Below are 25835 nucleotides of genomic sequence, written 5' to 3' on the forward strand. Positions count from 1 at the left end.
CTGAAATGTGCGAATGGTGGGACGACTATTTCTGCTCGTCCCGCAGGAAGACCCAGTTGTTGTTATCGGATTGTTCTTCGCTGAAGTAGTAACCTTCCAGATTGAAGCCCTTGAGGTCATCGGCCTGGGTAATGCGATTCTGAATGGCGTAGCGGCACATCAGGCCCCGGGCCTTCTTGGCGTAGAAACTGATGATTTTGTACTTGCCGTTTTTCCAGTCTTTGAACTGGGGCGTGACCAGGCGGCCATCCAGCTTTTTGGTCTGAACACTTTTGAAGTATTCGTTGGAGGCCAGGTTAACCAGAACCTGATCGTCTTCCGCCAACTGCCGGTTCAGAGCGTCGGTCAGCTTACTGCCCCAGAAGGCATAGAGATCTTTGCCCCGTCTATTCTCGAATTTTGTGCCCATCTCCAGCCGGTAGGGTTGCATCAGATCCAGCGGTTTGAGCAGGCCGTAGAGGCCCGAGAGCATGCGCAGATGTTTCTGGGCAAAGGCGAAGTCGTCCTCGTTGAAGCTTTCGGCATCCAGCCCGGTGTAGACATCGCCCTTGAACGCCAGAATGGCCTGGCGGGCGTTGTCCGGGGTAAACGGCGTGTGCCAGTCCCGGAAACGCTCGGCGTTGAGCTGGCCCAGTTTGTCGCTGATGCTCATCAGGTTACTGACCTGGTGGGGTTCCAGTTCCTTGAGCTGATCAATCAGCTCGCAGGCATCATCCAGATAGTCCGGCTGGGTATAGGTTTCCGTCGCCAGCGGGCTCTCATAATCCAGCGTTTTGGCGGGGGAAATGATCATCAGCATGTCAGCAGATCCTCATTGCAAAAACATCAGTAACTGATCCTGATTGAATGGCCAGCCCAGCTCTGCGCCCGTGTCGCTGCGGCGCAAAACGGGGATGCGGGTGCCGTAGCGTTCTACCAGGGCTTCAGACTGGGCAATATCGACCACATCCACCGGGATGGGTTCCGGCATGGGTGTATTGACCAGAAGGGCTTCGGCCAGCTCGCACAGATGACAATTGGACGTGGTGTAAAACAGCAGTTCCATTATTTTTTAGGCTGCGCGTCGATTTGCTGCCCGGTGATGCCCTGGCTGTCCTTGCCCATCAGATACAGGTAAACGGGCATCAGTTGTTCCGGGTCCGGGTTTGTTTTTGGATCTTCTGCCGGGTAGGCCAGTACACGCATGCCGGTGCGTGTAGCACCGGGGTTGAGGCTGTTCACGCGGATGTTATTGCGTTCGTCGTCCAGTTCATCGGCCAGCAATTGGGATAGCCCTTCTACGGCAAACTTGGACACCGCATACGCGCCCCAGTAAGCCCGGGCCTGACGGCCAACACCTGAGGATGTGAAAATCATCGAGGCGCTGTCAGACTGGCGCAGCAGTGGAATCATCGCCCGGCTGAGCAGAAACGGTGCGGTGGCATTTACCTGCATCACTTTGTTCCAGGTGTCCGGATCGTACAGTTCCACCGGGCTGCGTGAGCCCAGGATGCCGGCGTTATGCAGCAGGCCATCCAGCCGGCCGAAGTTTTCTTCGATGGTCATGGCCAGTTCTTCGTATTCCTTGACCGCAGCCCCTTCGAAGTTCATGGGTACAATGGCTGGCTGCGGATAGCCAGCCGCTTCGATTTCATCGTAAACCTCTTCCAGCCGGGCGACGGTGCGGCCAACCAGGATGACCGTTGCTCCGTGTGCGGCATAGGCTTTGGCGGCGGCGCGGCCAATGCCGCTGCCGGCTCCGGTTACCATGACAATGCGGTCTTTCAGAAGATCGGCGGGTGCCTGGTAATCATGCATAACCTGTCTCCGTGTTCAGGCAAGTTCCGGCGGTGTTGACTGCCGGTGATGAAATAAGTCGGGCGCTATTGTAACAGCTTTGACAGATCGCTGACTGTGTCTGCGATGGTATCGGCTTGCCACAGATCAACGGTTTCCGGTTGTTCAATGTAGCCGTAGCGCACGGCAATGGTGTGCATGCCGGCGTTACGGCCGGCTTCGATATCCCGCTCGTGATCCCCCACGTAGATTGCCTGCTCCGGTGCGGCGCCGATTTCGCGGCAAGCCAGAAACAGCGGCTCGGGATGGGGTTTGCGTTCGGTCACATGGTCCGGGCAGATCAACGTGGCGCAGCGGTGTGCCAGTCCCAGAGCTTCAATCAGCGGCGTGGCAAACCGTGCGGGTTTGTTGGTCACAACGCCCCAGGGAATGCCTCTGCTTTCCAGGCTTTTCAGCAGGGCATCCATGCCCTCGAACAGGGTGGTTTCGACGGCCACGCCGGCTTCGTATAGATCCAGAAAAGCGGTGTGCTTTTCGACATAGCCTTCGTGGTCGGGTTCAAGTTTGAAACCCACCCGGATCATGGCTCTGGCACCGTTGGATACCGAACGGCGGATGTGTTCCGGCGGCAGAGGTTCCAGACCATGCTGCTGACGGAGCTGGTTCAGGCAGCGGATAAAGTCCGGCGCGGTATCGATCAGGGTGCCGTCCAGATCAAACAGCACCGCAGAGGGTCTGGTTTCAGTCTTCACGGATATCCCGGGCATGCATCAGGTAGTTGACGTCGACATCACGGCCCAGCTTGTAGACTTTGGTGATGGGGTTGTAAGTCATGCCGGTCAGCTCCCGGATTTCCAGGCCGGCATGGCGCAGGTGATCCGACATCTCCGAGGGGCGAATGAACTTTTTCCACTCATGGGTGCCTTTGGGTAGCATGTTCAGAACATACTCCGCACCGACAATGGCAAACAGGAAGGATTTTGGGTTGCGATTGATGGTGGAAACGAACATGTGCCCGCCCGGGCGCAACATGGCGGCGCACGCCTTGATCACGGAAGCGGGGTCGGGTACGTGCTCCAGCATTTCCAGGCAAGTCACCGCGTCATACTGGCCGGCGTGTTCCGGGTCCCTGGCAAGCTCTTCGATGGTGGTTTGGCGGTAGTCCACCTTTACTCCGGATTCGAGACCGTGCAGCCTCGCTACGTTCAGCGGTGCTTCGCCCATGTCAATGCCGGTCACGTGGGCGCCACGCAGAGCCATGCCTTCAGACAGCAAGCCGCCGCCGCAGCCTACGTCGAGCACGCGTTTGCCAGCCAGCGATACCCGCTCGTCGATGAAGTTCAGGCGCAGGGGGTTAATGTCGTGCAGCGGCTTGAATTCGCTGGTCGGATCCCACCAGCGGCTGGCCAGTGCTTCAAACTTGGCAATCTCGTTCTGGTCTACGTTCTGGTTGCTCATGGTTTGCACCTGATTAAAAAATTAACTGAGAATCTGTTTTTGCCAGTCGCGGACCCGCAGCATCAGGTCTGGCACGTCAATTCGGGTAAGGCGGCCATCCTGTAATTGAGGTACGCCGTGAATCCAGCTATGGCTTACTGCCCGGCCGTGATTGCTGTACACCAGGTGTGAGGCTGGGTCGTACACCGGTTGCAGATACGGGTCGCTCAGATCGACAGCGATCAGGTCGGCCAGCTTGCCCGCCACCAGTGAGCCCAGTTCCTGTTCCCGGCCCAGGGCCCGGGCACCATTCAGGGTGGCCATTTCCAGTGCTTTGTGGGCCGACAGGGCGGAGGCATCGCCGGCGACTACTTTGGCGAGCATGGCGGCGGTTTTCAGCTCGCCAAACAGGTCCAGATCGTTGTTGCTGGCAGCGCCGTCGGTTCCGATGGATACGTTGATGTCGCTGTCGATCAGCTTCTGAACCGGGCACAGGCCACTGGCCAGCTTAAGATTAGACTCGGGGCAGTGGACAACGTGGCCTCCGGCATGGGTCAGGTGCGCCAGATCGGAATCACTGATCTGGGTCATGTGCACGTACTGGCTGTTGCTGCCCAGAATTCCGAGGTCCGCCATGCGGGCAATCGGGCGCTGGCCAGATGCCTTCAAGGCTTCCTCCACCTCGAATGCCGTTTCATGCAGGTGAATCTGTATGGCCGCGCCGGTTTGGTGCGACAGTTCCACGGCGGCTCTCAGTGGCTGGTCTGATACGGTATAAGGCGCATGGGGCCCGATCGCCGGCATGATGAAGGTGTCCTGCTGCCAGTGGGCAATCAGGTCTGCACCTTTGCGCAGGTATTCGTCCGGCCCGGAACCCCATACCGTGGGCATGTCCATCAGTGGAAAGCAAACCTGCGCCCGCATGCCTGCATCGTGGGCCGCTTGAGCGGTAACTTCCGGGAAGAAGTACATGTCCGAGAAAGTGGTGGTGCCGGTGCGCAGCATTTCCGCCATCGCCAGACGGGTGCCGTCCAGCACAAACTGCTCGCTGACAAATTTGCCTTCGGCGGGCCAGATGTGGTCATTCAGCCAGGTCATCAGCGGGAGGTCATCCGCCATGCCTCTGAATAATGACATAGCGGTATGGCCGTGCAGGTTGATCAGCCCGGGCAGCACCACATGCTGATCAAGGTTGAGGGTTTCGCGGGTGCGAAACACCTGATCGGCGTCGGCCTGGGGCACAACGGCAACGATGCGGCTGCCCTGGAGAATAACTGCCTGGTGCTCCAGCACCACGCCAAAAGGTTCAACGGGAATCAGCCAGCGGGCGTTGATCCGGGTATCGGCTGCGGTGATGGTGTCTGCCGTCATTAACCTGCCTTGAAGGTGCGGGGCACAGGCTCACTGTGCCAATAAATTCAACGGGCAAGTATAACCAGCCGGCACCGGCAGAACTACCCCGGGCGCAGGGGCAGAAGAGGTATAAACGCAGTTGGAAAAAGCTATACTGCGCTTTTTACGACCGCATACGGAGCTGTTAATGGCAAATTCCACGGACCAACGATCGATGGGAACCGTCGCCATGCGCTGGCATGGCGACAAATTGGAGCTTCTGGACCAACGGCTGCTACCCACAGATGAGCACTGGATTACGGCGGAAGGAGCCTCTGCGGTTGCTCAGTGCATTACGGATATGGTGGTGCGCGGTGCCCCGGCGATCGGGATCAGTGCCGCCTATGGCGTGGCGCTGGCAGCCCGTCACGCCGGCGGCGCTGACTGGCAAGGGGACGTCGCGCAGGCCATTGATACACTTGCGAAATCGCGGCCTACGGCGGTCAATCTTTTCTGGGCCTTGCAGCGCATGGAACGGGTACTTCTGGCCTGCCAGTCACGGGATGAGGCGGCGGAGCAGTTGGCCTCGGAGGCGGTGCGAATCCATGAGGAAGACCTGGCCGCCAACCTGGCCATGGCAGACCATGCTCTGGACGTTATGCACCCGGAACAGGCGATCAGCGTATTGACACACTGCAATACCGGTGCGCTGGCGACCGGCGGTTATGGCACAGCGCTAGGCGTGATTCGCCGGTTGCATGAGCGCCAGCTGCTTGAAAACGTCTTTGCCGATGAAACTCGCCCCTGGCTACAGGGCAGTCGCCTGACGGCCTGGGAGTTGGCGCGGGATGAGATCCCCGTTACCCTGAATGCCGATGGCGCGGCGGCGGCAATTCTGGCCAGTGGCAAGGTTAAGTGGGTGATTGTCGGGGCTGACCGGATTACCGCTAATGGCGACGTTGCCAATAAAATCGGAACCTACAGCCTGGCGGTCCTGGCTCGATATCATAACGTCGGGTTTATGGTGGTGGCGCCCTCCAGCACGGTGGACATGGCGCTGGCTTCCGGCAAAGACATTCCGATCGAAGAGCGCGAAGGCACAGAGATTCGGGAAATTCGCGGTATTCCGCTGGCACCTGCAGGGGTTGAGGTGTTTAACCCGGTGTTTGATGTGACGCCAGCCAGCCTGATTGATGCCATCGTCACAGAAAAGGGTGCGGTGCGAAACCCGGACAAAGCCGGGATGAAGTCGTTATTTGCCTGAGGGCGTTTTACTGTGCGTTGAGTCGCGGGGCTGGAGGCTGGCTTTCAGCTCTGCAACGTCCTTTTCTTGCTGCTCAATAAAGTGCATGGACATTTCAAAGCTGTGGCGGGTGAACTCAAGCACCTTCCGGAAACCTTCGTCGGACAGGTTCCGGGCGTCATCGTGGCGTCGGAAAATGTTAATAAATTCCCGCTCCCGCTCGAACTGTAGTGGAACGCGGCCAATGCCCCAGTCGTTCAGGATCTGCCAGACCTCCGGGTTGTAATTCCGGGTCGTGCGCATGATGAATGGAATGGGGTCGTTTCTGGCAATCAGAGCCGCGAGCCTTAGAATCAGCTCGAAAGACAGCGTAGATGTGCCGTTCTCAATGGCTTCAAGCAGGGACTTGTCTTTCAGGTTCAGCGCTTCGCTCATTTCGGAAAGCGTCAGGCCCGCGACTTCGCGGATATCTTTGAGCGATTGGCCGGCGGCCAGCATGGTCCGCAGTTGATCCTGGGAATTCACGAGTGCTCGGCCCACTCGCAGGGACGTGTCGGTCGCCCTTGCTCCGAATCTCAGCGCCGAACCGGTAAACCCGACGATACGCTCCAGAAAGCCATCTGGCGATTTGTTGCGGCCTTCGGAGCCTGCCACACCTTCTGCGGCTTCCATGGAACGCATGGCATGCAGTGCGTCCAGCAGCATGTCCCGGAACGCCTGAGCCTTTCTCTGGCTGTCTTGCTGGCCCCCAGAGGCTGTGCCCTGTGTCATTGTGCTATGGGAGCTTCGGCTTTGGCCGCGAACTGGGTGGGCGTAAGGATTGACGCCATGCGCTGGTCCAGTTCCAGTAGGTCGGCCATGATGTGGCCGCCTTCGCGAATCACGAAATCCAGCTCGTCGTCGGTGGTGTCCAGGTCGGCGGCTTGCTCATCCTGCCATTGCTCGAGATCTTCCAGTGTTTCAAATGGCTTTTCACCCCGGAGGTCACGGCGAGCGTTGGCGATGGTTAGCCGGGTATTCTCAATCTGGCTGTGATGAACGGTACGCTCTTCCAGATTCAGGCTTACGTAGTCCATCTCCCGTTGCTGGTTCAGAAACTCGATTTCCCTTTGCAGCAGGCTGAACTCAGGGCTGGCGGCAAAGCGCTCGTCGTGGCGCGCACGAAGCTCGTCAATCACACCGCTGAAATCGTAATAACGGGTGTGTGGCACCGCTTCAATCTGATCCCATGGCAGCGCATGGTCCAGTGCGTCTTCACCGATGCGGGTCTTGTCGATCCGGGACGGAATTTCGATATCCGGAATCACGCCTTTGTGCTGAGTTGAGCCGCCGGAGACCCGGTAGAACTTGGATTGGGTAATTTTCAACTGACCGTGGTTCAGCGGGCGAACCGCCTGAACGGTGCCCTTGCCGAAGGTTTGAGAGCCCACCACCAGGCCGCGGCCATAATCCTGAATGGCCCCTGCAAAGATTTCCGAGGCTGAGGCACTCATACGGTTGACCAGAACCACCAGCGGGCCGTCATAGACCACGGCGGGATCTTCATCGTCCAGCACTTGAACGTCGTTGTTGGCGTTGCGGATCTGTACGGTGGGGCCTTTGTCGATGAAGAGGCCGACGAGGTCGTTCGCTTCGTGCAGGGCACCGCCACCGTTGTTACGGAGGTCCATGACCACGCCATCAATGCCATCCTGCTTGAGCTCGTTAATGAGCTTGCGGACGTCACGGGTTGTGCTTTTGTAGTCCGGATCGCCGGCCTGCATGGCCTGGAAGTCTGCATAGAAGGTGGGGATGGTGATCACACCAATTCTATAGGTTTCCCCTTGTCTGTCGAATTCGATGACATCCTTGCTGGCGCTTTGCTCTTCCAGCTTCACTTCGTCACGCTTTATAGCGATGCTCCGGGTGACGGTTTCATCGGAGGCGTTTGCCGGGATGACTTCCAGACTAACCGTGGAGTTACGCGGGCCGCGAATAAGGTCCACCACTTCGTCAAGGCGCCAGCCGATCACGTTAACGGGTTTATCGCCTTCCTGGCCTACTGAGACAATCCTGTCCGCTGGCTGGAGCTGCCCTTGCTTGGACGCAGGGCCACCGGGAACGAGGCGAACCACTTTGGTGTATTCGTTGTCAGACTGCAGCACCGCACCAATGCCTTCAAGCGACAGGCTCATGTTGATATTGAAGTTCTCGGAGGTGCGTGGGGAAAAGTACGATGTGTGTGGGTCCCACATGCCGGTAAAGGCGTTCATGTAAGCCTGGAAGGCATCTTCGCTGCGGGCCTGATAGGCGCGCTTGAGCTGGCCTTCGTATCGGCGGAGCAGGCTTTCTGTAATGGCTTCGTCGTCAGTACCGTTCAGGCGTTGGGCCAGCACGGCATTTTTGATTCGCTTGATCCAGAGCTCGTCCAGGGCAGCCGTATCAGCTTCCCAGGGGCCCTCTGAGCGATCAACACGAATCTTGTCGATGGCGCTGAAATCCAGGTTTTCGATGCCATCATTGATAATTCCCTGGGCAAACTTCAGCCGCTCGATAACCCGTTGTTGAACCAGGTTGTAGATGTCAAAGCCCGGCTGGAGCTGGCCGGTTTTCAGGGCAGACCCGAGCCGGGTTCTGACCCCGGACAACGCATCAATATCCTGCTGGGTAAGATAGATTCGCTGGCCGTCCAGATAGTTGAGGTAGGCATCGAACACATCGCCCGACAGCTCATCGCTGATGCCCAGGTCGCGGAAGTGTGTAAATTGCAGCTGGCGGGCAATCAGGATGTTGGCCCGGGCCTGATCAATGGTAGGTGCTACCGGTTGATACTCAGCCGAATCCTCCACTTTTGCCTGAAGGCCGGACAAGCCGGGAATGAGCAGGGCAAGACTTAACGCAACGCAAACTCCGGCTTTTTTGATAAGGGCCGGACGGTGGTTACGGGTCATGGCTTTTTCCGCGATGGTCATATAGGCATACCTGGTGATACTGGGAAACCGGAACATGTCAGCTTTGCTGGCAGAATGATTACCCGTGACTAGTCAATTTATTGTAGGCAACCGCTACACCTGTTGCCATAGGCCAGGCGTATAGCTTCGTGACAATATGTCCATATACGTTGCGGCCCGGGGTTTTAGATGGGGGCAGGTAACAGAAAGTAAAGAGGAGGGGGTAAGCGACCGGAGGAGGCCTCCGGTCGCTTACCGTTCAGGCGAAGTTTTCGTTGTTCTCTGCTTTACTCAGGAGAAGCGCTGGCGGTGTGAACCGCTCACCATACTGGTCCGCCAGTTGCTGGGCCCGTTCGGCAAAGGCGCGAACGCCGTAATGATTGACGAACTGGATGGCACCGCCGGTCCAGGGCGCGTAGCCAATGCCGAAGATGCTGCCGATATTGGCATCTTCCACGGTTCTCAGCACGCCTTCTTCCAGGCAGCGGATGGTCTCGATGGCCTGGATGAACAGGATGCGGTCTTTCAGCTCCTGAAGCTGCACGCTGCGAGCCTTGGCCTGGTCTACGAACAGGTTCTCCAGTTCCGGCCACAGGTACTTTTTACCTTTCTCCGGGTACTCGTAGAAACCGGCACCGGCGGCTTTACCCTTGCGACCGTGGGTGTCGACCATGGCATCGATGACCGCTTCGGCCGGGTGTGGCTGCCAGGTGCCGCCTGCGGCTTCGGTGTCTTTCCGGCTCTGGGCGCGGATGTGCTGCATCAGGGTCATGCTGACTTCATCAGAAATTGCCAGTGGCCCTACCGGCATACCGGCTAACAAACCGGCGTTCTCGATGCTGGAGGGGTGAATGCCCTCGGCCAGCATGCTGATGCCTTCGTTCACGAAGGTGCCGAACACCCGGGAGGTGAAGAAGCCGCGGCTGTCGTTGACCACGATGGGGATCTTGCCGATCTGCTGCACGTAGTCGAATGCGCGGGCCAAGGTGTCATCGGAGGTTTTCTCGCCCACGATGATTTCTACCAGCTGCATCTTGTCCACCGGGGAGAAGAAGTGCAGGCCGATGAAGTTGTCCGGCTTGGCGGAGGCCTTGGCCAGTTGGGTAATGGGGATGGTGGATGTGTTGGAGGCAAAGATACCGTTGGTCACCAATTTCGGTTCCGATTCCTGGGTAACCTTGGCTTTCAGGTCGCTGTCTTCAAACACCGCCTCAATAATCAGGTCGCAACCCTCGAGATCCTCGGCGGAGGCTGTGGCCGTGATACGGGCCAGTACTTCGTCTTTCTGGTCCTCGGTCATGCGACCGCGGCTGACTTTCTTGGCCAGCAGGTTCTCGGAGTAGCGTTTGCCTTTCGCCGCGTTCTCAACAGAAACATCCTTCAACACCACTTCAATGCCGCGGCTGGCGGTGGAGTAAGCTATGCCGGCGCCCATCATGCCGGCACCCAGTACGCCCACTTTCCTGAAGGTTTCTTTATCCACACCATCCGGGCGGCTACCACCGGCCTTGATGGCGTTGAGTTGGAACCAGAAGGTGCCGGTCATGTTCTTGGCAACCTGGCCAGTGGCCAGCTCGGCAAAGTATCGGGTTTCAATCAGGCTGCCGTTGTCGAAGTCCACCTGGGCGCCTTCCACGGCTGCTGCTAGAATCCGCTCAGGGGCAGGGTAACAGCCCTTGGTTTTTTGCCGCAGCATGGCCGGTGCGATGGCCAGTTTCTGCGCCATGGCTGGATGATGCGGGGCGCCGCCGGGGAATTTGAAGCCTTTCTGGTCCCAGGGTTGCTGGCACTTGGGATTAGCTTCAATAAAGGCCCGGGCCTTGGCGATCATGTCTTCCGATGAGCTGGCCAGTTCATTCACGATGCCCGCTTTCAGGGCCGCTTTCGGATTAACCTTTTTGCCTTCCATCAGGAACGGGAAAGCAGCTTCCAGTCCAATCATCCGGGGCAGGCGCTGGGTGCCGCCACCGCCGGGCAGCAGGCCCAGAGTCACTTCCGGCAGGCCCAGCTGGGTGCGGTCGCCATCAATGGCAACGCGGTAATGACACGCCAGCGCCAGTTCCAGTCCGCCGCCGAGGGCCGTGCCGTTAATAGCTGCCACAACCGGTTTGCCACAGGTTTCCAGCGCCCGCATATCGGCTTTCAGGCTGTTGATCATGGCCTCGAAGTCTTTGGCCTGCTCGCGGGTGACTTTGTGAAGCTCGTTCAGGTCGCCGCCGGCGAAAAAGGTTTTTTTGGCGGAGGCGATAATGATGCCTTTGATCTTGTCCAGATCACCTTTGACCTTGCTGACGGTGTCGGTCAGGGCGGTGCGAAACTCGCCGTTCATGGTGTTGGCGGACTGGCCCGGCATGTCGATGGTCAGGGTCAGAATCTGGTCTGAACCCAGGTCGTATTGGATGGCACTCATGGTCGGTTCCTTTTATTTGAAAGTGGCGTTCAGACGCGCTCGATGATGGTGGCAATGCCCATGCCGCCGCCCACACACAGGGTGGCCAGGCCGTAGCGCAGTTCACGGCGCTCCAGTTCATCCAGCAGGGTGCCGAGGATGATGGCACCGGTAGCACCCAGCGGGTGGCCCATGGCGATGGCGCCGCCGTTCACATTCACTTTCTCGTCCGGAACGGACAGTTCTTTCTGGAAGCGCATCACCACTGAGGCAAAGGCTTCGTTCACTTCAAACAGGTCGATCTGGTCCACGGTCATGCCCGCTTTCTCCAGCGCCTTGCGGGCGGCGGGGGCAGGGCCGGTGAGCATGATGGTGGGGTCTGTGCTGGTGACCGCAGTGGCCACAATGCGGGCACGGGGCTTCAGACCCAGTTCCTTGCCTTTGGCTTCGCTGCCAATCAGCACGGCGGTGGCACCGTCGACAATGCCGGAGGAGTTGCCCGCGTGGTGCACGTGATTGATATTTTCCACGTAGTGATATTTTTCACGAGCCACGCCATCGAAGCCCATCTCACCCATCATCTGGAACGAGGGTTTCAGGCTGGCCAGGGATTCCACGGTGGTGTTGCCGCGCACATGCTCGTCGCGGTCCAGAATCACCACGCCGTTCTGGTCGGTGACCGGTACGATGGATTTGGCGAAGTAACCCTTGTCCCAGGCGTTGGCGGCTTTTTGCTGGGATTTCACGGCAAAGCCATCGACATCTTCACGGCTGAAGCCTTCCAGAGTGGCGATCAGGTCAGCCCCGATGCCCTGGGGCATGAAGCCTGTGTGCAGGTTGGTTTCCGGGTCGGTGGCCCAGGCGCCGCCATCGGAGCCCATGGGTACGCGGGACATGGCTTCAACGCCGCCCGCTACCACCATGTCTTCCCAGCCGGAGCGTACTTTCATGGCAGCCAGGTTGACGGCTTCCAGGCCGGAGGCGCAGAAACGGTTCAGGGTAACGCCGGCCACTTTCTCGTCCCAGTCGGCGGCGAGTGCGGCGGTTTTGGCAATGTCTGCGCCCTGGTCGCCTACGGCAGTAACGCAGCCCATGACAATGTCGTCCACCTGGGCGGTATCCAGCTGGTTACGTTCCTGCAGGGCCTTGAGGACGGTGGTGAGCAGGCTGATGGGTTTGACGCTGTGCAGCGAACCGTCTTTCTTGCCGCGGCCGCGGGGGGTGCGAACGGCATCAAAAATGTACGCCTCGGTGGTCATGGTTGTTCCTCTGTTGATGTTTGTCCGGGCAGTTTAAGTGCAGTAACCATAGCTGCTTAGGGTTGCCAGTGGTAATGACGGCGGCTGCCAATCCCATTGGCTAAATTGCTCAGGGATAATGACAGGTCGCCGTTGGCCTTCTATGTTGAACAGATAACCCATGCCCGTTTTCAGGAGTAGTTGTTGTCATGTCACTCAGAGATGCAATCGATAATTTCTACGAACGGCTGGTATTGGATGCCATAGACGCGACCCGGCAGGATTCCGACACCGCCGATTACCTTACGGATGTCATGTGCGTAGCCCTCAACCGCCTGCCGGCTCGATACTATCGGCATACGATCGATATGATGTTTTATCTTGCGGATGAAGAATTAAAAGATATGAAAGAAAAATCCCTGGTCGCGGTCAGGCAGGCCAGGGATTTTGTGAAGCAGCATCAGCGGGACGGTGCTTAATCGTCTGGTCGCATTGCTGTTAGCGCCTGGTTAAGGCGAGCGGCATTCTCGGGTGTGATGTCTTCGGCCTCTGGATGCAGGCACCAGTGTGCGATCAGCTTTTCCAGTTCCTGAATGGGGGAAGCTGTCTCGCTGTTGCCCATGCCATCCGTCAAGCGTTGCACCTGAATTTCCATCCTGCGGCTTTGATCCTGGTCGGGGGTTGGCGTTCCAGTCAGGATTTCCGCTCTTATGGCCAGATCCCGCCCGTTGACGTTTTTGATGCCATCAAGCAGGGCGCTCCAATGTTGTGGTGCCGGCTCAGCTGGCTGTTGCTGCTGAGCTCTGGCCGTCACCAGTGTTTTCCAGTCCGACACTTTTTGTTGGAATGCCTGGTCTTTTGCAATCTGGTTCAGGCGCTGTTTCAGTTTTTGCAGCTGATCTTTCACGGCGTTAGACAACGGTTCGTTCGCGAGTTTGTTCAGGGCTTCCCGCGCTTCTGCCAACACACGGTCTTCTGCGTCTGCGTCAATGGCCTGGTAGTGGTTCAGCACTTCCTCGGCGGCCTGGTCGGCCTGTTCACTGGCTTGTTGGCGCTCTGAGCGCTGGGCGTCACGGCGCGCGAAAATGTCGTCGCAGGCTTTACGGAAGGCCTGCCACATCTTTCGGTCTTCCCGATGCCGGGTGGTGCCGACAGCCGTCCATTCCGCTTGCAGTGCTTTGGCCTGATCCATCGCCTCTTGTAGCGGTTCGTGTTCAATCAGAGCTCTGGCTTTTTCGACGATGGCCTGCTTCCTGGCTTCGTTCTGTTTGCGCACTTCATCAAGCGGGCGCTCAAGCTGCTTTAGCAGATCATCAAACTGTTTCTGCACCTGGCGGTTGTCCCTGAAGTCAACTGGCCATGCGTTTTTCCACTCCTGGCGAGCGGTTTGGTGAATGCGCTCAACGGCCTTCCAGTCAACAGCTGTCCAGTCAGCGCCGTTCACAAATTGAGCGAGTTCGTTGCAGATCGCTTCGCGTTTCTGAAGGTTTGCCTGTTTAAGGTCCGATTTCGCTTCAAAATAGACTTTGCAGGGTTCATAGGCATTGTCCGATGCAGCTTTAAATCTGGCCCAAAGCGTTCTGTCTGACGAGCCGCCCAGTTCGCGCCATTCGTTCTGGAGGTCTTTGATTCGCTCGGCTTTGGCTTCCGGCTCTATGGGCTGTTCCGCCAGATACTCCATCTGCTCGCACAGGGCAATCTGCTTTGGCTCAGTGGCGAAGCCCTGCCAGTCGCTGAGTTCGCGAAATTGTCCCTGCAGTAACTGCATCCGGGCCTGCAGGTTCTTGCGGTTACGGTCGTCCAGCTGCTGAAACAGGTTTTGCGCGGCTTTCATCAGCTGTCTGGACTCCTTGAACTGCCGGGCCTCAAGGGCCGCTTCCAGTTCGGGGAGGGTGTCTTTCAGTTTGGTGGCCGATGCCAGTTGCTGTTCTTGGCGCCCGTCTGCTGGCTTCGGTGTTTTGGGCTTTCCTGCCAGCTGGCGGATCGGCGCGAGGCTGACAGGCTGCGGGAATCCGGATGGCCATTCCAGTTGCTTCAGCAGTTCGCTTGCCTGGTTACGGTGGTCATCCGTGGCCTCGTTGGTTTCGGCTACTCGGGCCAGATCGCTGATGGTGTCTTTTTCATGGGCCAACCAACGCACACCGTTCAGGTAGCTCCGCAGAGCCAGCATGTGCTGTTCGTAGGCTTTTTGTTCCTGTTTGCTTACATCGGTGTCTCTGGTTGCTTCCAGCCAACGGTTTTCCTGGGTCTTTTGGAGTGCGTCCAGTGCAGAAGGCGACGGGAGTTCGCTGGACGTATCACTTTTCAGGTCCGCCAGTGTCCGTTCCAGAAGCTCGAGGGTTTCAAACCGTTGGTGAGCCTGCTCCTGCTGTCGCTCCTCGTCCTGCCGGGCCTGCTCCATCTGTTGCAAACGTTCGCGGCATTGATGCACGGCTTCAAGAAACTGTTGCACCTGTTCAGTGGAGGCGCTCTCTTCAACCGCACGCCAGTTTTCCTGCAGGGTCTCCAGCCTCGCTTTGAAGAGTTTGGTGTTTTCGCTGCTGGCCTGTTCCCGCGCCTGACTGACCAGATCATTGACCCTCTGTCGTGTGGCGGCTTCACTTGCCTGCTGGTCACGCAGTATTTGCAGTGCCTGACGGACGGTCTGATAAACGCCTTTGTCGCGGCCTTTTGACTGTTTCTGTACCTGCTGTAGCAGGGCCTCTTCACGAAGGCCTTTTGCGGCGTCAAGTCTGATGGACGCGGTTACACCCTCCAGGGCAAGGTCGGCCAGCTCTGGCTGCCCGGGCCCGTTCAACAACTGCTGCTCCTGGGCTTCCCGAAGGACCTTTCGGTGGTCTACCTCTGTTGGCTGGGCTGCTTCAGATTTGGAGGGTGTTCTTGGGCTGGTTGCCGGGTTTGCTTTGCGGGACTTGAACAGTTTCTGAATGAATGCAGCCATAAAAGGTATCCTTCGGGATTGAAACCAGTTTGCGGTGGCGGCAAAGTAGGTCGCCACCGGCCATCAGCACTCCGGTGAGTGCCGGACAGTAATGAGATTCGGGCGCTAGTCTAGCGTTTCGCTGGCGCATGCGGGAAGGGGCTATATGGGAAAAGATTCAAAACAGGATGATCCGGAGTATAAGGCCCGTTCGGTGGCGCTGCGCTTATTGGCGAGGCGCGAGCACAGCCGCCATGAGCTGTCGCTGAAATTACGCCAGAGGCGGATTGATCAAAATGTGATTGATTTGGTGCTGGACGACTATGAGAACGAAGGCTGGCTGAACGATGCGCGGTTTGCCGATGTTTATGCCCGCCAGCGTATTGACGTTGGCTATGGCCCGGTGCGAATTATGGCGGAGTTGCAGCAGCGGGGGGTTAACCAGCGGCCTGAGTGCCTGGACGGCATGACTGACTCCGATTGGTGCCGCCTTGCTGCCAAATTGCGGGACAAGCGATTCGGCCTTCAGTCGGTAGCAAAGGATTTACCGGAAAAGTTTCGGCAAGCCCGGTTTCTGGCTCGTCGCGGGTTCTCTTCTGCTCAGATTGAAATGGCCCTGAATATCACTGATCTGGATGAGATCTGGGGGTCGGAGGCCTGAGGTTCAGAGAGTCGGCGGTATCGCGCCTAATTCTGGTGGCAGCGATGCCCTCAGGTCGGGCTCTTGGTTATCACGTGGGGCCTCTTCGGCCTCGCCCTCCGAGTATTTAGGGGCTTCAATCCAGGCCAGCTGCTGCTCCGGCTCGTCGGGTTCCTGTTGCTCGTTCGAGGATATGCGGGCCAGTACATCGTAATAGCGCCGGATATTCTGAACGTAAACGACCGGCTCATGCCCTCGGGCGTAGCCGAAACGGGTTTTTGAATACCACTCCTTCTGGGCCAGCAGCGGTAAAAACTCTTTAACATCCATCCAGCGATCCGGGTCTTTGCCGGCAGACTCGGTCAGCCTGCGCGCATCTTCCAGGTGGCCATAGCCAACGTTGTAGGATGCCAGGGCGAACCAGGTTCTGTCTGGCTCTTGAATGCGATCAGGGATTTTCTGGTGCACCATCCGGAAATAACGGGCGCCACCTTCAATGCTCTCTTCTGCGTCCAGCCTGTTATTGATGCCAATATAGTTTGCTGTCGTTCGGGTGAGCATCATCAGGCCGCGAACCCCGGTAGGAGAGACCGCGTTCGGGCGCCAGTGGGATTCCTGGTAACCGATGGCTGCCAGCAATCGCCAATCCATGCCGGATTCCCGTGCATAGCTTTCAAACAGGCTTTGGTACCGGGGTAGTCTGTTCTCCACGTGATGCATAAAAGTGCGGGCACCGACGTAATTCAAGCGATCGAGATGGCCGTAGAACCGTTCTGCAAGTTGTGCCATGGAGCCGTCTTCGCGAACCTGTGTCATGAACGTCTCGGCGGCCTTGGTCAGGGAGTCGTCTTGCGCTGCGGGGAATAACCACACCAGCTCTTGAGGCTCATTCAGTGCGAACCCCTCTTTAACCATGGGGAAAAAGACGTGGTTCAGATCGAGTTCGTTCGAGGATATGACGGCATATGGGAACTCGCCGTTTTGTACTTTGGTCAGCAGCGCTGCGGCGTCCAGGCCTGGATGCACGCGGATTTTCGGACCTCCGGTGTCGGCCCCCGGAGCGATCAGGTGCTCGTGGTTGCTGTCGGCAAGCAGATGCAAGGTGTGCTCTGTGAGGTCGGAGAGGGAGGAGGGGGAAGGGTAGTCCCGGTGATAGACAACAATCGATTGGGCACTGACTCCGATCGGTACGGCTCTGTATTGCTTTTTAAAGTCCGGGCGATCGGAAAGGCCGGCCAAACCAATATGAGCGTAGTTCCTTGCCAGTACAGACAGGATTTCTGAGTTGTCTTCGGCCACTCGAACTCTGAGCTCGACACCCAGCTCTTCAGCGAACCTGCTCGCGAGTTCAAAGTCGTAGCCCGTGGATCCTTCCCGGCCTTCGTAGTAAATAGACGGCGCAACCCGGGTAATGACATGAAGCACGCCCTCGTTTTTTACTTCCTGTAGGGCGCTCGGCTGAGAGCAGCCACTGACCATCATAATGGCCGCGAGAGCTACAGCTATGGACCTGCTACTGCTTCCCAAAATACTGATAATACTTGCCAAATCCTTGCTCTCCGCAAAAGCTCAATGCTCAGGAAACTGCTTGGTATGAACCGTTATCCTGTTATTTGATGCCTCAGGCTATCCTTGCAATTATTCGATGATCCCTTCTTGCGGCGCCGTGGTCAATCGACCTGATTAATAAGTGTGCAAAAGAATGTCAATTGTACACCGAGGAAAGGGGGAAGCTTGCCCTGTATCCCGCCGTCGGTTTCAAGTATGATGCCGCCTTTCAGAAAGACGTCCCCCGATTCGCGCGATACAGGTTGATATCATGCTTGAGCTTCGCGGCGCGCCAGCGCTCTCGCCCTTTCGTTCCCGCAAACTGCATTCCCGCATCCAGGAAATGGTTCCGGATGTGACGCATGTCTATGCCGAGTTTATGCACTTTGTAGATCTAGATGATGACCTGTCCGATTCGGAGCAGGCGATTCTGGACCGGCTGCTGACCTATGGTCCAAGTGTTGAAGTGGAAGCACAGGACGGCGTGTTGTTCCTGGTGGTTCCCCGCCCGGGTACGCTCTCCCCCTGGTCCAGCAAGGCCACCGACATCGCCCGCAACTGTGGGTTGCGGCAGATTCGCCGGATTGAGCGAGGTATTGCCTACTTTGTCCGGTCGGGCCGAAAACTGGGGCTGGAGCAGCGCGAAAAAATTGCGGCGCTGCTGCATGACCGCATGACTCAGAAGGTCTTCCACGAAATGGGCGGTGCCGAACTGCTGTTCAGCCATGAGGAGCCAAGACCTTTGGGCCGGGTGCCGGTTGTCTCCGGAGGGCGAGCTGCGCTGGTGGAGGCAAACACCCGCCTCGGCCTGGCGCTGGCCGATGACGAAATTGATTACCTTGTGACCTCCTTTATCAAGCTGGAGCGTGACCCGACCGACGTAGAGCTGATGATGTTCGCTCAGGCGAATTCCGAGCATTGCCGGCATAAAATTTTTAATGCGTCGTGGGATATCGATGGCGAAGGACAGGAAAAGTCCCTGTTCGCGATGATCAAGAATACCTACGAAATGAACAGCGAAGGCGTGCTGTCGGCTTACAAGGACAACGCTTCGGTGATTGTTGGCAGCGAGGCCGGGCGTTTCTTCCCTGCGCCGGAATCCGGAGTTTACGGTTATAACCGTGAGCCGATTCATATATTGATGAAAGTAGAAACGCACAACCACCCGACGGCCATCGCGCCCTTTGCCGGTGCCGCTACCGGTTCCGGTGGTGAGATCCGTGATGAGGGCGCCACAGGGCGGGGCTCAAAGCCCAAGGCGGGGCTGTCGGGCTTTACCGTATCTAACCTGAATTTGCCGGGTGATGAACAACCCTGGGAAATTGGTTACGGCAAGCCGGATCGAATTGCCTCTCCGCTGGAAATCATGATCGAAGGGCCGATCGGCGGTGCAGCCTTCAATAACGAGTTTGGTCGGCCAAACCTGGCCGGGTACTTCCGTACCTTTGAAGAAAAAGTGCCCGGGGCGGCGGGCGAAGAGGTTCGTGGTTATCACAAACCGATCATGATTGCCGGAGGCATGGGCAATATCCGCGAACAGGATGTTGAAAAGGGCGAGATTCCCGTTGGTGCCAAGCTGATTGTGCTGGGCGGGCCCTCAATGCTGATAGGCCTTGGTGGTGGTGCGGCATCCTCTATGGATTCCGGTTCCAGCAATGAGAACCTGGACTTCGCATCAGTTCAGCGTGATAACCCTGAAATGGAACGTCGTTGCCAGGAAGTGATCGATCGCTGCTGGCAGCTTGGCGACCACAACCCGATCTGCTTTATCCATGACGTAGGCGCTGGCGGCTTGTCCAACGCCATGCCGGAACTGGTCAAGGATGGGGGGCGTGGCGGCAAGTTCGAGTTGCGTGATATCCCTAGCGATGAGCCGGGTATGTCGCCGCTGGAAATCTGGAGCAACGAATCCCAGGAGCGCTACGTTATTGCGGTGGCTCCGGAAAACCTGGAGCGTTTCGATGCCCTGTGCCGGCGCGAGCGCTGTCCTTATGCGGTGATCGGCGAAGCGACCGAAGCGCATCATCTGGAGTTGGGTGACTCGTATTTCAATGACAAGCCGGTAGACCTGCCGATGGAGGTGCTGTTCGGGAAGCCTCCAAGAATGCACCGGAGCGTTACCCGGGCATCGTTTACCAAGCGCATTTTTGACTCCACGAAAATTGATATTCACGACGCTATCCGGCGCGTTCTGCGTTTACCGTCGGTTGGCTCCAAGAGCTTTTTGATTACCATTGGTGACCGCACAATTACCGGTCTGGTTGCTCGTGACCAGATGGTCGGCCCCTGGCAGGTTCCGGTCGCCGATGTGGCGGTGACTGCAGCATCTTTTGATGTGCAAACGGGTGAGGCCATGGCAATGGGTGAGCGCACACCGCTGGCGGTCATCGATGCACCGGCATCAGGCCGAATGGCCGTGGGCGAAGCCATAACCAATCTGGCTGCTGCGCCGATCGCAAAGCTTTCGGATATTCGCCTGTCCGCAAACTGGATGGCCGCTGCCGGGCATCCGGGAGAGGATGAAAATCTTTACGAAACCGTGCGTGCGGTGGGTATGGAGCTTTGCCCGGCTTTGGGAATTACCATCCCGGTGGGTAAAGATTCAATGTCCATGAAGACCACCTGGGAAGAAGACAGCGGCGAGCAGAAGAGCGTGACCTCACCGCTCTCGCTGATCGTCAGCGGATTTGCGCCGGTGACGGATGTTGCCCGCACGCTGACGCCGCAGCTTCGGACCGATGCCGGTGAAACCGATCTGATTCTGATTGATCTCGCTGCGGGTCAGAACCGTCTGGGCGGGTCTGCTCTGGCGCAGGTGTATAGCAAAGTAGGCGCGGTTGCCCCGGATCTTGATGATCCCGAAGACATCAAAGCGTTTTTCGCCGTTATCCAGGGCCTGAATGCCGATGGCAAATTGCTGGCGTACCATGATCGGTCCGATGGTGGATTGTTTGTCACGGTTGCGGAAATGAGTTTCGCTGGCCGAACCGGTGTGGATATCAAGCTGGATGGCCTTGCTGAAGACAGCTCCCAGTTCGCCCGCGAGCTTTTCAATGAAGAGCTCGGCGCGGTTATTCAGGTTCGCCGCGAAGACACCGCATTTGTTCTGCAGCAGTTCTCCGCCGCGGGGCTTGGAGACCATACCGGTGTCGTTGGTACATTGAACGACAAAGACCGGCTACGCCTGACGTTTGCTGGCGAGAGTGTCGTTGACGAGTCGCGGGTTGAATTGCAGCGGTTATGGGCAGAAACCAGTTATCGAATCCAGTCGCTTCGTGATAATGCCGATTGTGCAGGTGAAGAGTTCGAGAACCTGCTGGATGCAGAAGATCCTGGCCTGAACGTAGCGCTGAATTTTGATATCAACGAAGACGTGGCTGCTCCGTTCATTAATACCGGGGTGCGCCCGAGGGTTGCGGTGCTCAGGGAGCAAGGTGTAAATGGCCAGGTTGAAATGGCGGCCGCCTTTGACCGGGCTGGTTTTGAGTCTGTCGACGTACACATGAGTGACCTGCTTTCCGGCAGGGTTGCTCTTGAGAGCTTCCAGAGCCTGGTTGCTTGCGGTGGCTTCTCGTACGGCGATGTTCTGGGCGCTGGTGAAGGCTGGGCGAAATCCATTCTGTTCAATGACCGTGTTCGTGATCAGTTTGCGGCGTTCTTCAACCGTCAGGACACCTTGGCTTTGGGCGTGTGTAATGGTTGTCAGATGCTGTCAAACCTGCACGAGCTTATTCCCGGCAGTGAGGGCTGGCCGCGTTTTGTGCGCAATCAGTCGGAACAGTTCGAAGCTCGCCTGGTTATGGTTGAAGTTGCGCCTTCTCCATCCGCCTTCCTCGAAGGCATGGAAGGCTCCAGGATGCCGATCGCAGTGGCCCACGGCGAAGGTCGTATAGAGTTTGCTTCTGGCAACTCTGCCCGTGCATTGGCTGATAGCGAGTTGGTCGCACTGCGATATGTGGACAACCGGGGCCAGGTGACTGCCCGCTATCCTTATAATCCGAACGGATCAGAGGCCGGGATAACGGGCGTGACCACTCGTGATGGTCGCGTGACCATTATGATGCCTCATCCGGAGCGGGTGTTCCGGGCTGTGCAGCATTCATGGCGGCCGGATGGCTGGCAGGAAGACGGTCCCTGGATTCGTATGTTCAGAAATGCCCGGCGCTGGCTTGGCTGATTGAATTGTCAGATCCGGCGTTGCTGAAAGCCGGTCTGGTAATGTTCCTTTTTGGGGCATTGTCAGGCCGGTTTTTTTATTTGCATAACGTAGATCAATTTGGTTAAAAAATATTCAGTTTTTGCGGTAAAAAGTTTCAAAAACAGGTGGTCAAGGGCTTGACTGGATATTTTTATGCACATTTTAAGGGCGGTGTTGGTGGATCTGTGACCAAAGCCCGAGATTTACGTTCATTTTTTAGTCTGTCAATTTAAGTCATTGAAATATAATAATAAAATTAAACGGGCGATTTTGTCGTCAATTTGAGGGAAGGCCAGTAATCATGGGGGTTCAGAGCAGATTCCCCAAATCTTTCCCCAGAGTTATCCACAGATTTTGTGGGTAAGTTCAGAAAATCCTGATTTGAATAAAACTTGCACAATCTTAGGTGGCCAAATGTTTAAACTTTGCTATTTCGTACCCGAGAGTCATCTGGAGCAAACAAAGCAAGCTCTGTTTGAGGCTGGGGCAGGAAAAATTGGTGATTACGACTGCTGTGCCTGGCAGTGTGAAGGGCAAGGGCAGTTCAGGCCGCTGGCTGGTAGCACCCCGTTTCTGGGCAGTCAGGGCGAGCTGGAAACGGTTCGGGAGTTCAAGGTGGAGTTGGTGTGTGAGCAAGGGCTGATCAGTCATGCGCTTGCCGCATTGAAGCGGGCTCACCCTTACGAAGAACCGGCGTACGAGGTGTTCCGGCTAGAGTCGCTGTAGTTAATCTTTTTTGGCCATCGGATGCCGGACATCAGTGATGTGAACACCGTAGTTGCCTGACTTCATGTCGTCGAGAAACAGCTCGAGGGTTCGCTTCACGGTCGGAAATGAAATTTCGCTCCACGGAATATCCTCCACAGCAAACAGCCGGGACTCGAGTGATTCTTCGCCGGCGCCAAAATTTCCGTTCACGAGCGTGGCGCGATAGAACATATGGACCTGGTTAATGTGGGGAACATCTATAACAGAGTAAAGTCCGTCAATATGAACTTCGGCCAGCGCCTCTTCTCGTGTTTCCCGTGCTGCTGCTTCCATGGTGGTTTCGGCATTTTCCATAAAACCGGCTGGTAGCGTCCAATAACCGTATCTGGGTTCGATGGCTCTTCGGCACAGAAGAATACGTCCATCCCAAACCGGAACGGTGCCGGCGATGATCCTGGGGTTCTGATAGTGAATCGTGTCGCAGCTAACGCAGACATAACGGTATCGGTTGTCGCCTTCGGGAATCCGCTGTTCAACCAGTTGGCCGCAAGTGCTGCAATACTTCATTGTTTTCCCCGTATACTAAGTGTCCGTTGGTAGTCAGTTTAACGATCAGGGCTGCCCGTGTCTCACTCAATATCGCGATGTTACCGGAGTAAAGAGTGCAGGATCTGTTAACGGAAAAATTGTCCAACTACGCGCCCAGGCTATTGGCGCTGGATTACCCAGAGGCGGGCATTCTCGTGCCAGTAACCGATAACCCTGCCAACCCGGAGATGATTTTCACGCTTCGGTCTGCCCACCTGAAAACACACCGTGGCCAGGTCGCCTATCCGGGTGGTAAGCGTGATCCCGGCGATCCTTCACTTGCCGCTACCGCGCTCAGAGAAACCCATGAAGAAATCGGTTTGCCGCCTGAACAGGTCAAGGTAATTGCCCCGTTGAGCCAGGTGATGTCGTTGCATCGAATTCTGGTAACACCTTACGTTGGCGTAGTGCCAGCCGACCACCCCCTGGAACCCAACCCAGACGAAATCGAGAGCGTGTTCCGCGTGCCGATTTCCTTTTTCCTGGAAGATCAGCGAGAGCGCACCGATACCCTGAGCTTTTTGAACAGCACGCTGTATGTTCCCTGTTACCGCTGGGAGAGGTATCAGATATGGGGGTTGTCTGCGGTGGTTCTGGTTGATTTTCTGAATGCTGTGTACGATGCACGTATCGATATTCTAGAGCCGCCACGCTAGGCCTGTTGGAGGAATACATGTTTTACCGTGTGGATAACCGTACCCCCGAATTTTCCGGCGACGGGCAGTTTGTTGCAGAGAACGCGACGGTGATTGGCAGTGTCAAAATGATGCAAAAATCAAGCATCTGGTTCAACGTGGTTATTCGCGGTGACAACGACATGATTACGGTCGGGCCGGAGTCTAATATTCAGGATGGAGCGGTGCTGCACACCGATCCCGGCATTCCGCTGACCATTGGCCGGGGCGTAACCGTTGGCCATAAGGCCATGCTTCATGGCTGTGATATCGGCGACTACACTCTGATCGGCATTAATGCGGTAGTGCTGAACGGCGCGAAAATTGGAAAGCACTGCCTTATTGGAGCGAATACTCTGATTCCTGAAGGGATGGAGATTCCGGATGGCTCCATGGTTGTGGGATCTCCGGGCAAGATTCGACGTGACCTGAACGACAGTCAGAAGAAGATGCTGGAGATGAGTGCTCAACACTATGTTCTCAATGCACAGCGCTATTTGACGAAATTGCAAACAGTTGAGCTTTGACGATGAAGGTTCGGGATAAAGTGCGCTCTCCTTGTGTTTCTGTATGTGCCTTGAATGAGAGCGATGTTTGCATCGGGTGTCAGCGCACGAGTGACGAAATACTTCGCTGGACGTCAATGACAGAAGAAGAGCGTCGTGAAGTGCTTGTGAAAGTCGCTGAACGCGAGAAAAAATTTCTAATCTGAAAAGAACAGGATATAGACCGGAATGACCGTCAGTGAAAATACCGTCCGAATCGGCACGCCTCTGAAAACCAATGCCACTCGCGTTCTGTTTTGCGGTTCTGGAGAGTTGGGCAAAGAAGTGGTTATAGAATTGCAGCGTTTCGGTGTTGAAGTCATCGCCATAGATCGGTATGCCCATGCCCCGGCTATGCAGGTGGCGCACCGGAGTCATGTCGTCGATATGCTCGACGGACAGGCCTTGCGGGCAATTATTGAGCGCGAGAAGCCGGACCTGATTGTTCCTGAAATCGAGGCCATCGCAACCGCGGAGCTTGTAAAGCTGGAGGAAGAGGGGTATCGGGTGGTCCCAACGGCCCGGGCGGTGAACCTGACGATGAACCGGGAGGGCATTCGCCGTCTGGCTGCAGAAGAGCTGGGGTTGGCAACATCGCCATATCGTTTTGCGGAAAGTCGGGAAGAGTACTTGGCGGCTGTAGAAGACATCGGTTTACCGCTCGTTGTTAAGCCGGTAATGAGTTCTTCCGGCAAAGGACAGAGTACGGTTAAAACAGAAGCCGACATTGACTCTGCGTGGGAATACGCGCAGACCGGAGGCCGTGCCGGTCGCGGGCGAATCATCGTTGAAGGCTTCATCGACTTTGATTACGAGATCACGCTGCTGACTGTTAAGCACCGTGATGGCATATCGTTCTGCGATCCGATAGGTCATCGCCAGGAAGACGGGGACTACCGGGAATCGTGGCAGCCACATCCGATGTCGTCACTGGCGTTCGAACGGTCCGCCGCAATTGCTCGCGCGGTGGTTGAAAATTTGGGGGGTTACGGTATCTATGGCGTAGAGCTCTTCATTAAAGGTGATGAGGTCTGGTTCTCTGAAGTGTCGCCCAGGCCGCACGATACCGGTCTCGTTACCTTAATGTCCCAGGACTTATCCGAATTTGCTCTGCATGCCCGAGCGATCCTTGGGCTGCCGGTCCCTGTCATCAGGCAGCAAGGCCCGACGGCGTCTGCGGTTATTCTTCCGGAGGGGGATTCGGCGTCCGTTTCCTACGTTGGCCTCGAGAATGCCCTGTCAGAACCGGATACTCAGGTGCGCTTGTTCGGAAAGCCGGAACTTAAGGGGCGTCGTCGAATGGGTGTCGCGTTGGCGCGTGGCACTACTATAGATGAAGCGCGCAGCCGGGCCCTGGATGTGGCGGGTAAGGTTATTGTCGAGCTGTAGGTGCCTGCGTCGGGCCTGGCTCGCTAGACCAAAACGGTAGATTTGAAAAAAGTTCAGAGCAACCGTTGACACCAGGTCTGAGGTCTGTAGAATGCGCATCTCGCTTGAGGGGCAGCCCGCTGAAACGGGTCAGAACTTAAGCGATAACTGCTTGAAAGACTTGAAGAAAACGTTTCAAAGATTCTTCGAAAAAGCGGTTGACAAGGTGGCGGTTCAGTGTAGAATGCGCACCTCGAATTAGCAGTAAGCCGGTGAGTTTTTCGGCGGTTTTCGGAAGCGG

The 25835-nt window shown here is 56.8% G+C and carries 22 protein-coding genes; 9 read left to right on the forward strand and 13 right to left on the reverse strand.

The genetic code is table 11. The annotated features are described in order from the left end of the window. Positions 1-25: 25 nt before the first annotated feature. From yaaA to QPL95_RS17620, 6 genes are all read right to left on the reverse strand, one after another. Positions 26-799, reverse strand: coding sequence for a peroxide stress protein YaaA (gene yaaA / locus QPL95_RS17595; protein WP_303292229.1), 774 nt, complete (start codon positions 797-799; stop codon positions 26-28). Positions 800-811: 12 nt separating this feature from the next. Continuing rightward, positions 812-1045: a glutaredoxin family protein gene (locus tag QPL95_RS17600; RefSeq protein ID WP_303292231.1), complete on the reverse strand. Its 234-nt coding sequence runs from the start codon at positions 1043-1045 to the stop codon at positions 812-814. Next, positions 1045-1797 (reverse strand): YciK family oxidoreductase, encoded by a 753-nt coding sequence (locus QPL95_RS17605; protein WP_303292232.1) that lies wholly within the window; start codon positions 1795-1797, stop codon positions 1045-1047. The genes QPL95_RS17600 and QPL95_RS17605 overlap by 1 nt, the downstream gene beginning before the upstream one ends. A gap of 65 nt (positions 1798-1862) precedes the next feature. Then, positions 1863-2528 carry a phosphoglycolate phosphatase gene (gph, locus tag QPL95_RS17610; RefSeq protein WP_303292233.1) on the reverse strand — a complete coding sequence of 222 codons (666 nt, stop codon included), beginning with the start codon at positions 2526-2528 and terminating at the stop codon, positions 1863-1865. Beyond that, positions 2518-3234 carry a bifunctional 2-polyprenyl-6-hydroxyphenol methylase/3-demethylubiquinol 3-O-methyltransferase UbiG gene (ubiG, locus tag QPL95_RS17615; RefSeq protein WP_303292234.1) on the reverse strand — a complete coding sequence of 239 codons (717 nt, stop codon included), beginning with the start codon at positions 3232-3234 and terminating at the stop codon, positions 2518-2520. Before ubiG ends, gph begins: the two co-directional genes overlap by 11 nt. A gap of 21 nt (positions 3235-3255) precedes the next feature. Continuing rightward, positions 3256-4584: a TRZ/ATZ family hydrolase gene (locus QPL95_RS17620; protein ID WP_303292235.1), complete on the reverse strand. Its 1329-nt coding sequence runs from the start codon at positions 4582-4584 to the stop codon at positions 3256-3258. A 169-nt stretch (positions 4585-4753) separates the two neighbouring features. Here QPL95_RS17620 and mtnA point away from each other — a divergent pair, with 169 nt between their 5' ends. Continuing rightward, positions 4754-5809, forward strand: a complete 1056-nt coding sequence (gene mtnA / locus QPL95_RS17625) for an S-methyl-5-thioribose-1-phosphate isomerase (RefSeq protein ID WP_303292236.1) — start codon at positions 4754-4756, stop codon at positions 5807-5809. Here mtnA and QPL95_RS17630 read toward each other — a convergent pair. The 4 genes from QPL95_RS17630 to QPL95_RS17645 form a co-directional block, all read right to left on the reverse strand. Continuing rightward, positions 5798-6559, reverse strand: coding sequence for a helix-turn-helix transcriptional regulator (locus tag QPL95_RS17630; RefSeq protein WP_303292237.1), 762 nt, complete (start codon positions 6557-6559; stop codon positions 5798-5800). The two genes, mtnA and QPL95_RS17630, sit on opposite strands and share 12 nt — an antisense overlap. Then, a complete protein-coding gene (locus tag QPL95_RS17635) occupies positions 6556-8739 on the reverse strand; it encodes a carboxy terminal-processing peptidase (protein ID WP_303292238.1) in 2184 nt (727 codons plus the stop codon). Before QPL95_RS17635 ends, QPL95_RS17630 begins: the two co-directional genes overlap by 4 nt. A gap of 238 nt (positions 8740-8977) precedes the next feature. Continuing rightward, entirely contained in the window at positions 8978-11128 is a 2151-nt protein-coding gene (locus tag QPL95_RS17640) for a 3-hydroxyacyl-CoA dehydrogenase NAD-binding domain-containing protein (RefSeq protein WP_303292239.1), read from the reverse strand. Positions 11129-11157: 29 nt separating this feature from the next. Beyond that, complete coding sequence (locus QPL95_RS17645) at positions 11158-12366, reverse strand: acetyl-CoA C-acetyltransferase (protein ID WP_303292240.1); 1209 nt, start codon at positions 12364-12366, stop codon at positions 11158-11160. 188 nt (positions 12367-12554) lie between these two features. Between QPL95_RS17645 and QPL95_RS17650 the strand changes: the two genes are divergently transcribed. Beyond that, positions 12555-12824 carry a late competence development ComFB family protein gene (locus QPL95_RS17650; protein WP_303292241.1) on the forward strand — a complete coding sequence of 90 codons (270 nt, stop codon included), beginning with the start codon at positions 12555-12557 and terminating at the stop codon, positions 12822-12824. On the opposite strand, the gene QPL95_RS17655 is transcribed toward QPL95_RS17650, so the two are convergent. Continuing rightward, the gene (locus QPL95_RS17655) at positions 12821-15286 is read right to left on the reverse strand and encodes a DUF349 domain-containing protein (protein ID WP_303292242.1); all 2466 of its coding nucleotides are present in this window, start codon (positions 15284-15286) and stop codon (positions 12821-12823) included. The two genes, QPL95_RS17650 and QPL95_RS17655, sit on opposite strands and share 4 nt — an antisense overlap. 145 nt (positions 15287-15431) lie before the next feature. Between QPL95_RS17655 and QPL95_RS17660 the strand changes: the two genes are divergently transcribed. Then, complete coding sequence (locus QPL95_RS17660) at positions 15432-15926, forward strand: regulatory protein RecX (RefSeq protein ID WP_303292243.1); 495 nt, start codon at positions 15432-15434, stop codon at positions 15924-15926. Positions 15927-15929: 3 nt separating this feature from the next. Here QPL95_RS17660 and mltF read toward each other — a convergent pair whose 3' ends face one another. After that, on the reverse strand, positions 15930-17411 hold the full coding sequence (gene mltF / locus QPL95_RS17665) for a membrane-bound lytic murein transglycosylase MltF (protein WP_303292251.1): 1482 nt from the start codon (positions 17409-17411) through the stop codon (positions 15930-15932). 313 nt (positions 17412-17724) lie between these two features. Here mltF and purL point away from each other — a divergent pair, with 313 nt between their 5' ends. Both purL and QPL95_RS17675 read left to right on the forward strand, forming a co-directional pair. Next, the gene (gene purL, locus QPL95_RS17670; RefSeq protein WP_303292244.1) at positions 17725-21630 is read left to right on the forward strand and encodes a phosphoribosylformylglycinamidine synthase; all 3906 of its coding nucleotides are present in this window, start codon (positions 17725-17727) and stop codon (positions 21628-21630) included. A gap of 435 nt (positions 21631-22065) precedes the next feature. Further along, positions 22066-22377 (forward strand): YqfO family protein, encoded by a 312-nt coding sequence (locus QPL95_RS17675; protein WP_303292245.1) that lies wholly within the window; start codon positions 22066-22068, stop codon positions 22375-22377. Here QPL95_RS17675 and QPL95_RS17680 read toward each other — a convergent pair whose 3' ends face one another. Continuing rightward, the gene (locus QPL95_RS17680; protein ID WP_303292246.1) at positions 22378-22926 is read right to left on the reverse strand and encodes an NUDIX hydrolase; all 549 of its coding nucleotides are present in this window, start codon (positions 22924-22926) and stop codon (positions 22378-22380) included. Positions 22927-23021: 95 nt separating this feature from the next. On the opposite strand from QPL95_RS17680, the gene QPL95_RS17685 reads away from it, so the two are divergent. From QPL95_RS17685 to purT, 4 genes are read left to right on the forward strand one after another with little or no spacing between them, the layout of a single operon-like run. Next, complete coding sequence (locus QPL95_RS17685; protein ID WP_303292247.1) at positions 23022-23603, forward strand: CoA pyrophosphatase; 582 nt, start codon at positions 23022-23024, stop codon at positions 23601-23603. A gap of 17 nt (positions 23604-23620) precedes the next feature. After that, positions 23621-24148 carry a gamma carbonic anhydrase family protein gene (locus QPL95_RS17690; RefSeq protein WP_303292248.1) on the forward strand — a complete coding sequence of 176 codons (528 nt, stop codon included), beginning with the start codon at positions 23621-23623 and terminating at the stop codon, positions 24146-24148. A 2-nt stretch (positions 24149-24150) separates the two neighbouring features. After that, the gene (locus QPL95_RS17695) at positions 24151-24333 is read left to right on the forward strand and encodes a DUF1289 domain-containing protein (protein WP_303292249.1); all 183 of its coding nucleotides are present in this window, start codon (positions 24151-24153) and stop codon (positions 24331-24333) included. A 22-nt stretch (positions 24334-24355) separates the two neighbouring features. Beyond that, positions 24356-25555 (forward strand): formate-dependent phosphoribosylglycinamide formyltransferase, encoded by a 1200-nt coding sequence (gene purT / locus QPL95_RS17700; protein WP_303292250.1) that lies wholly within the window; start codon positions 24356-24358, stop codon positions 25553-25555. Positions 25556-25835: the final 280 nt, after the last annotated feature.

The organism is Marinobacter sp. SS5-14b (genome assembly GCF_030541005.1).
GTDB lineage: Bacteria > Pseudomonadota > Gammaproteobacteria > Pseudomonadales > Oleiphilaceae > Marinobacter.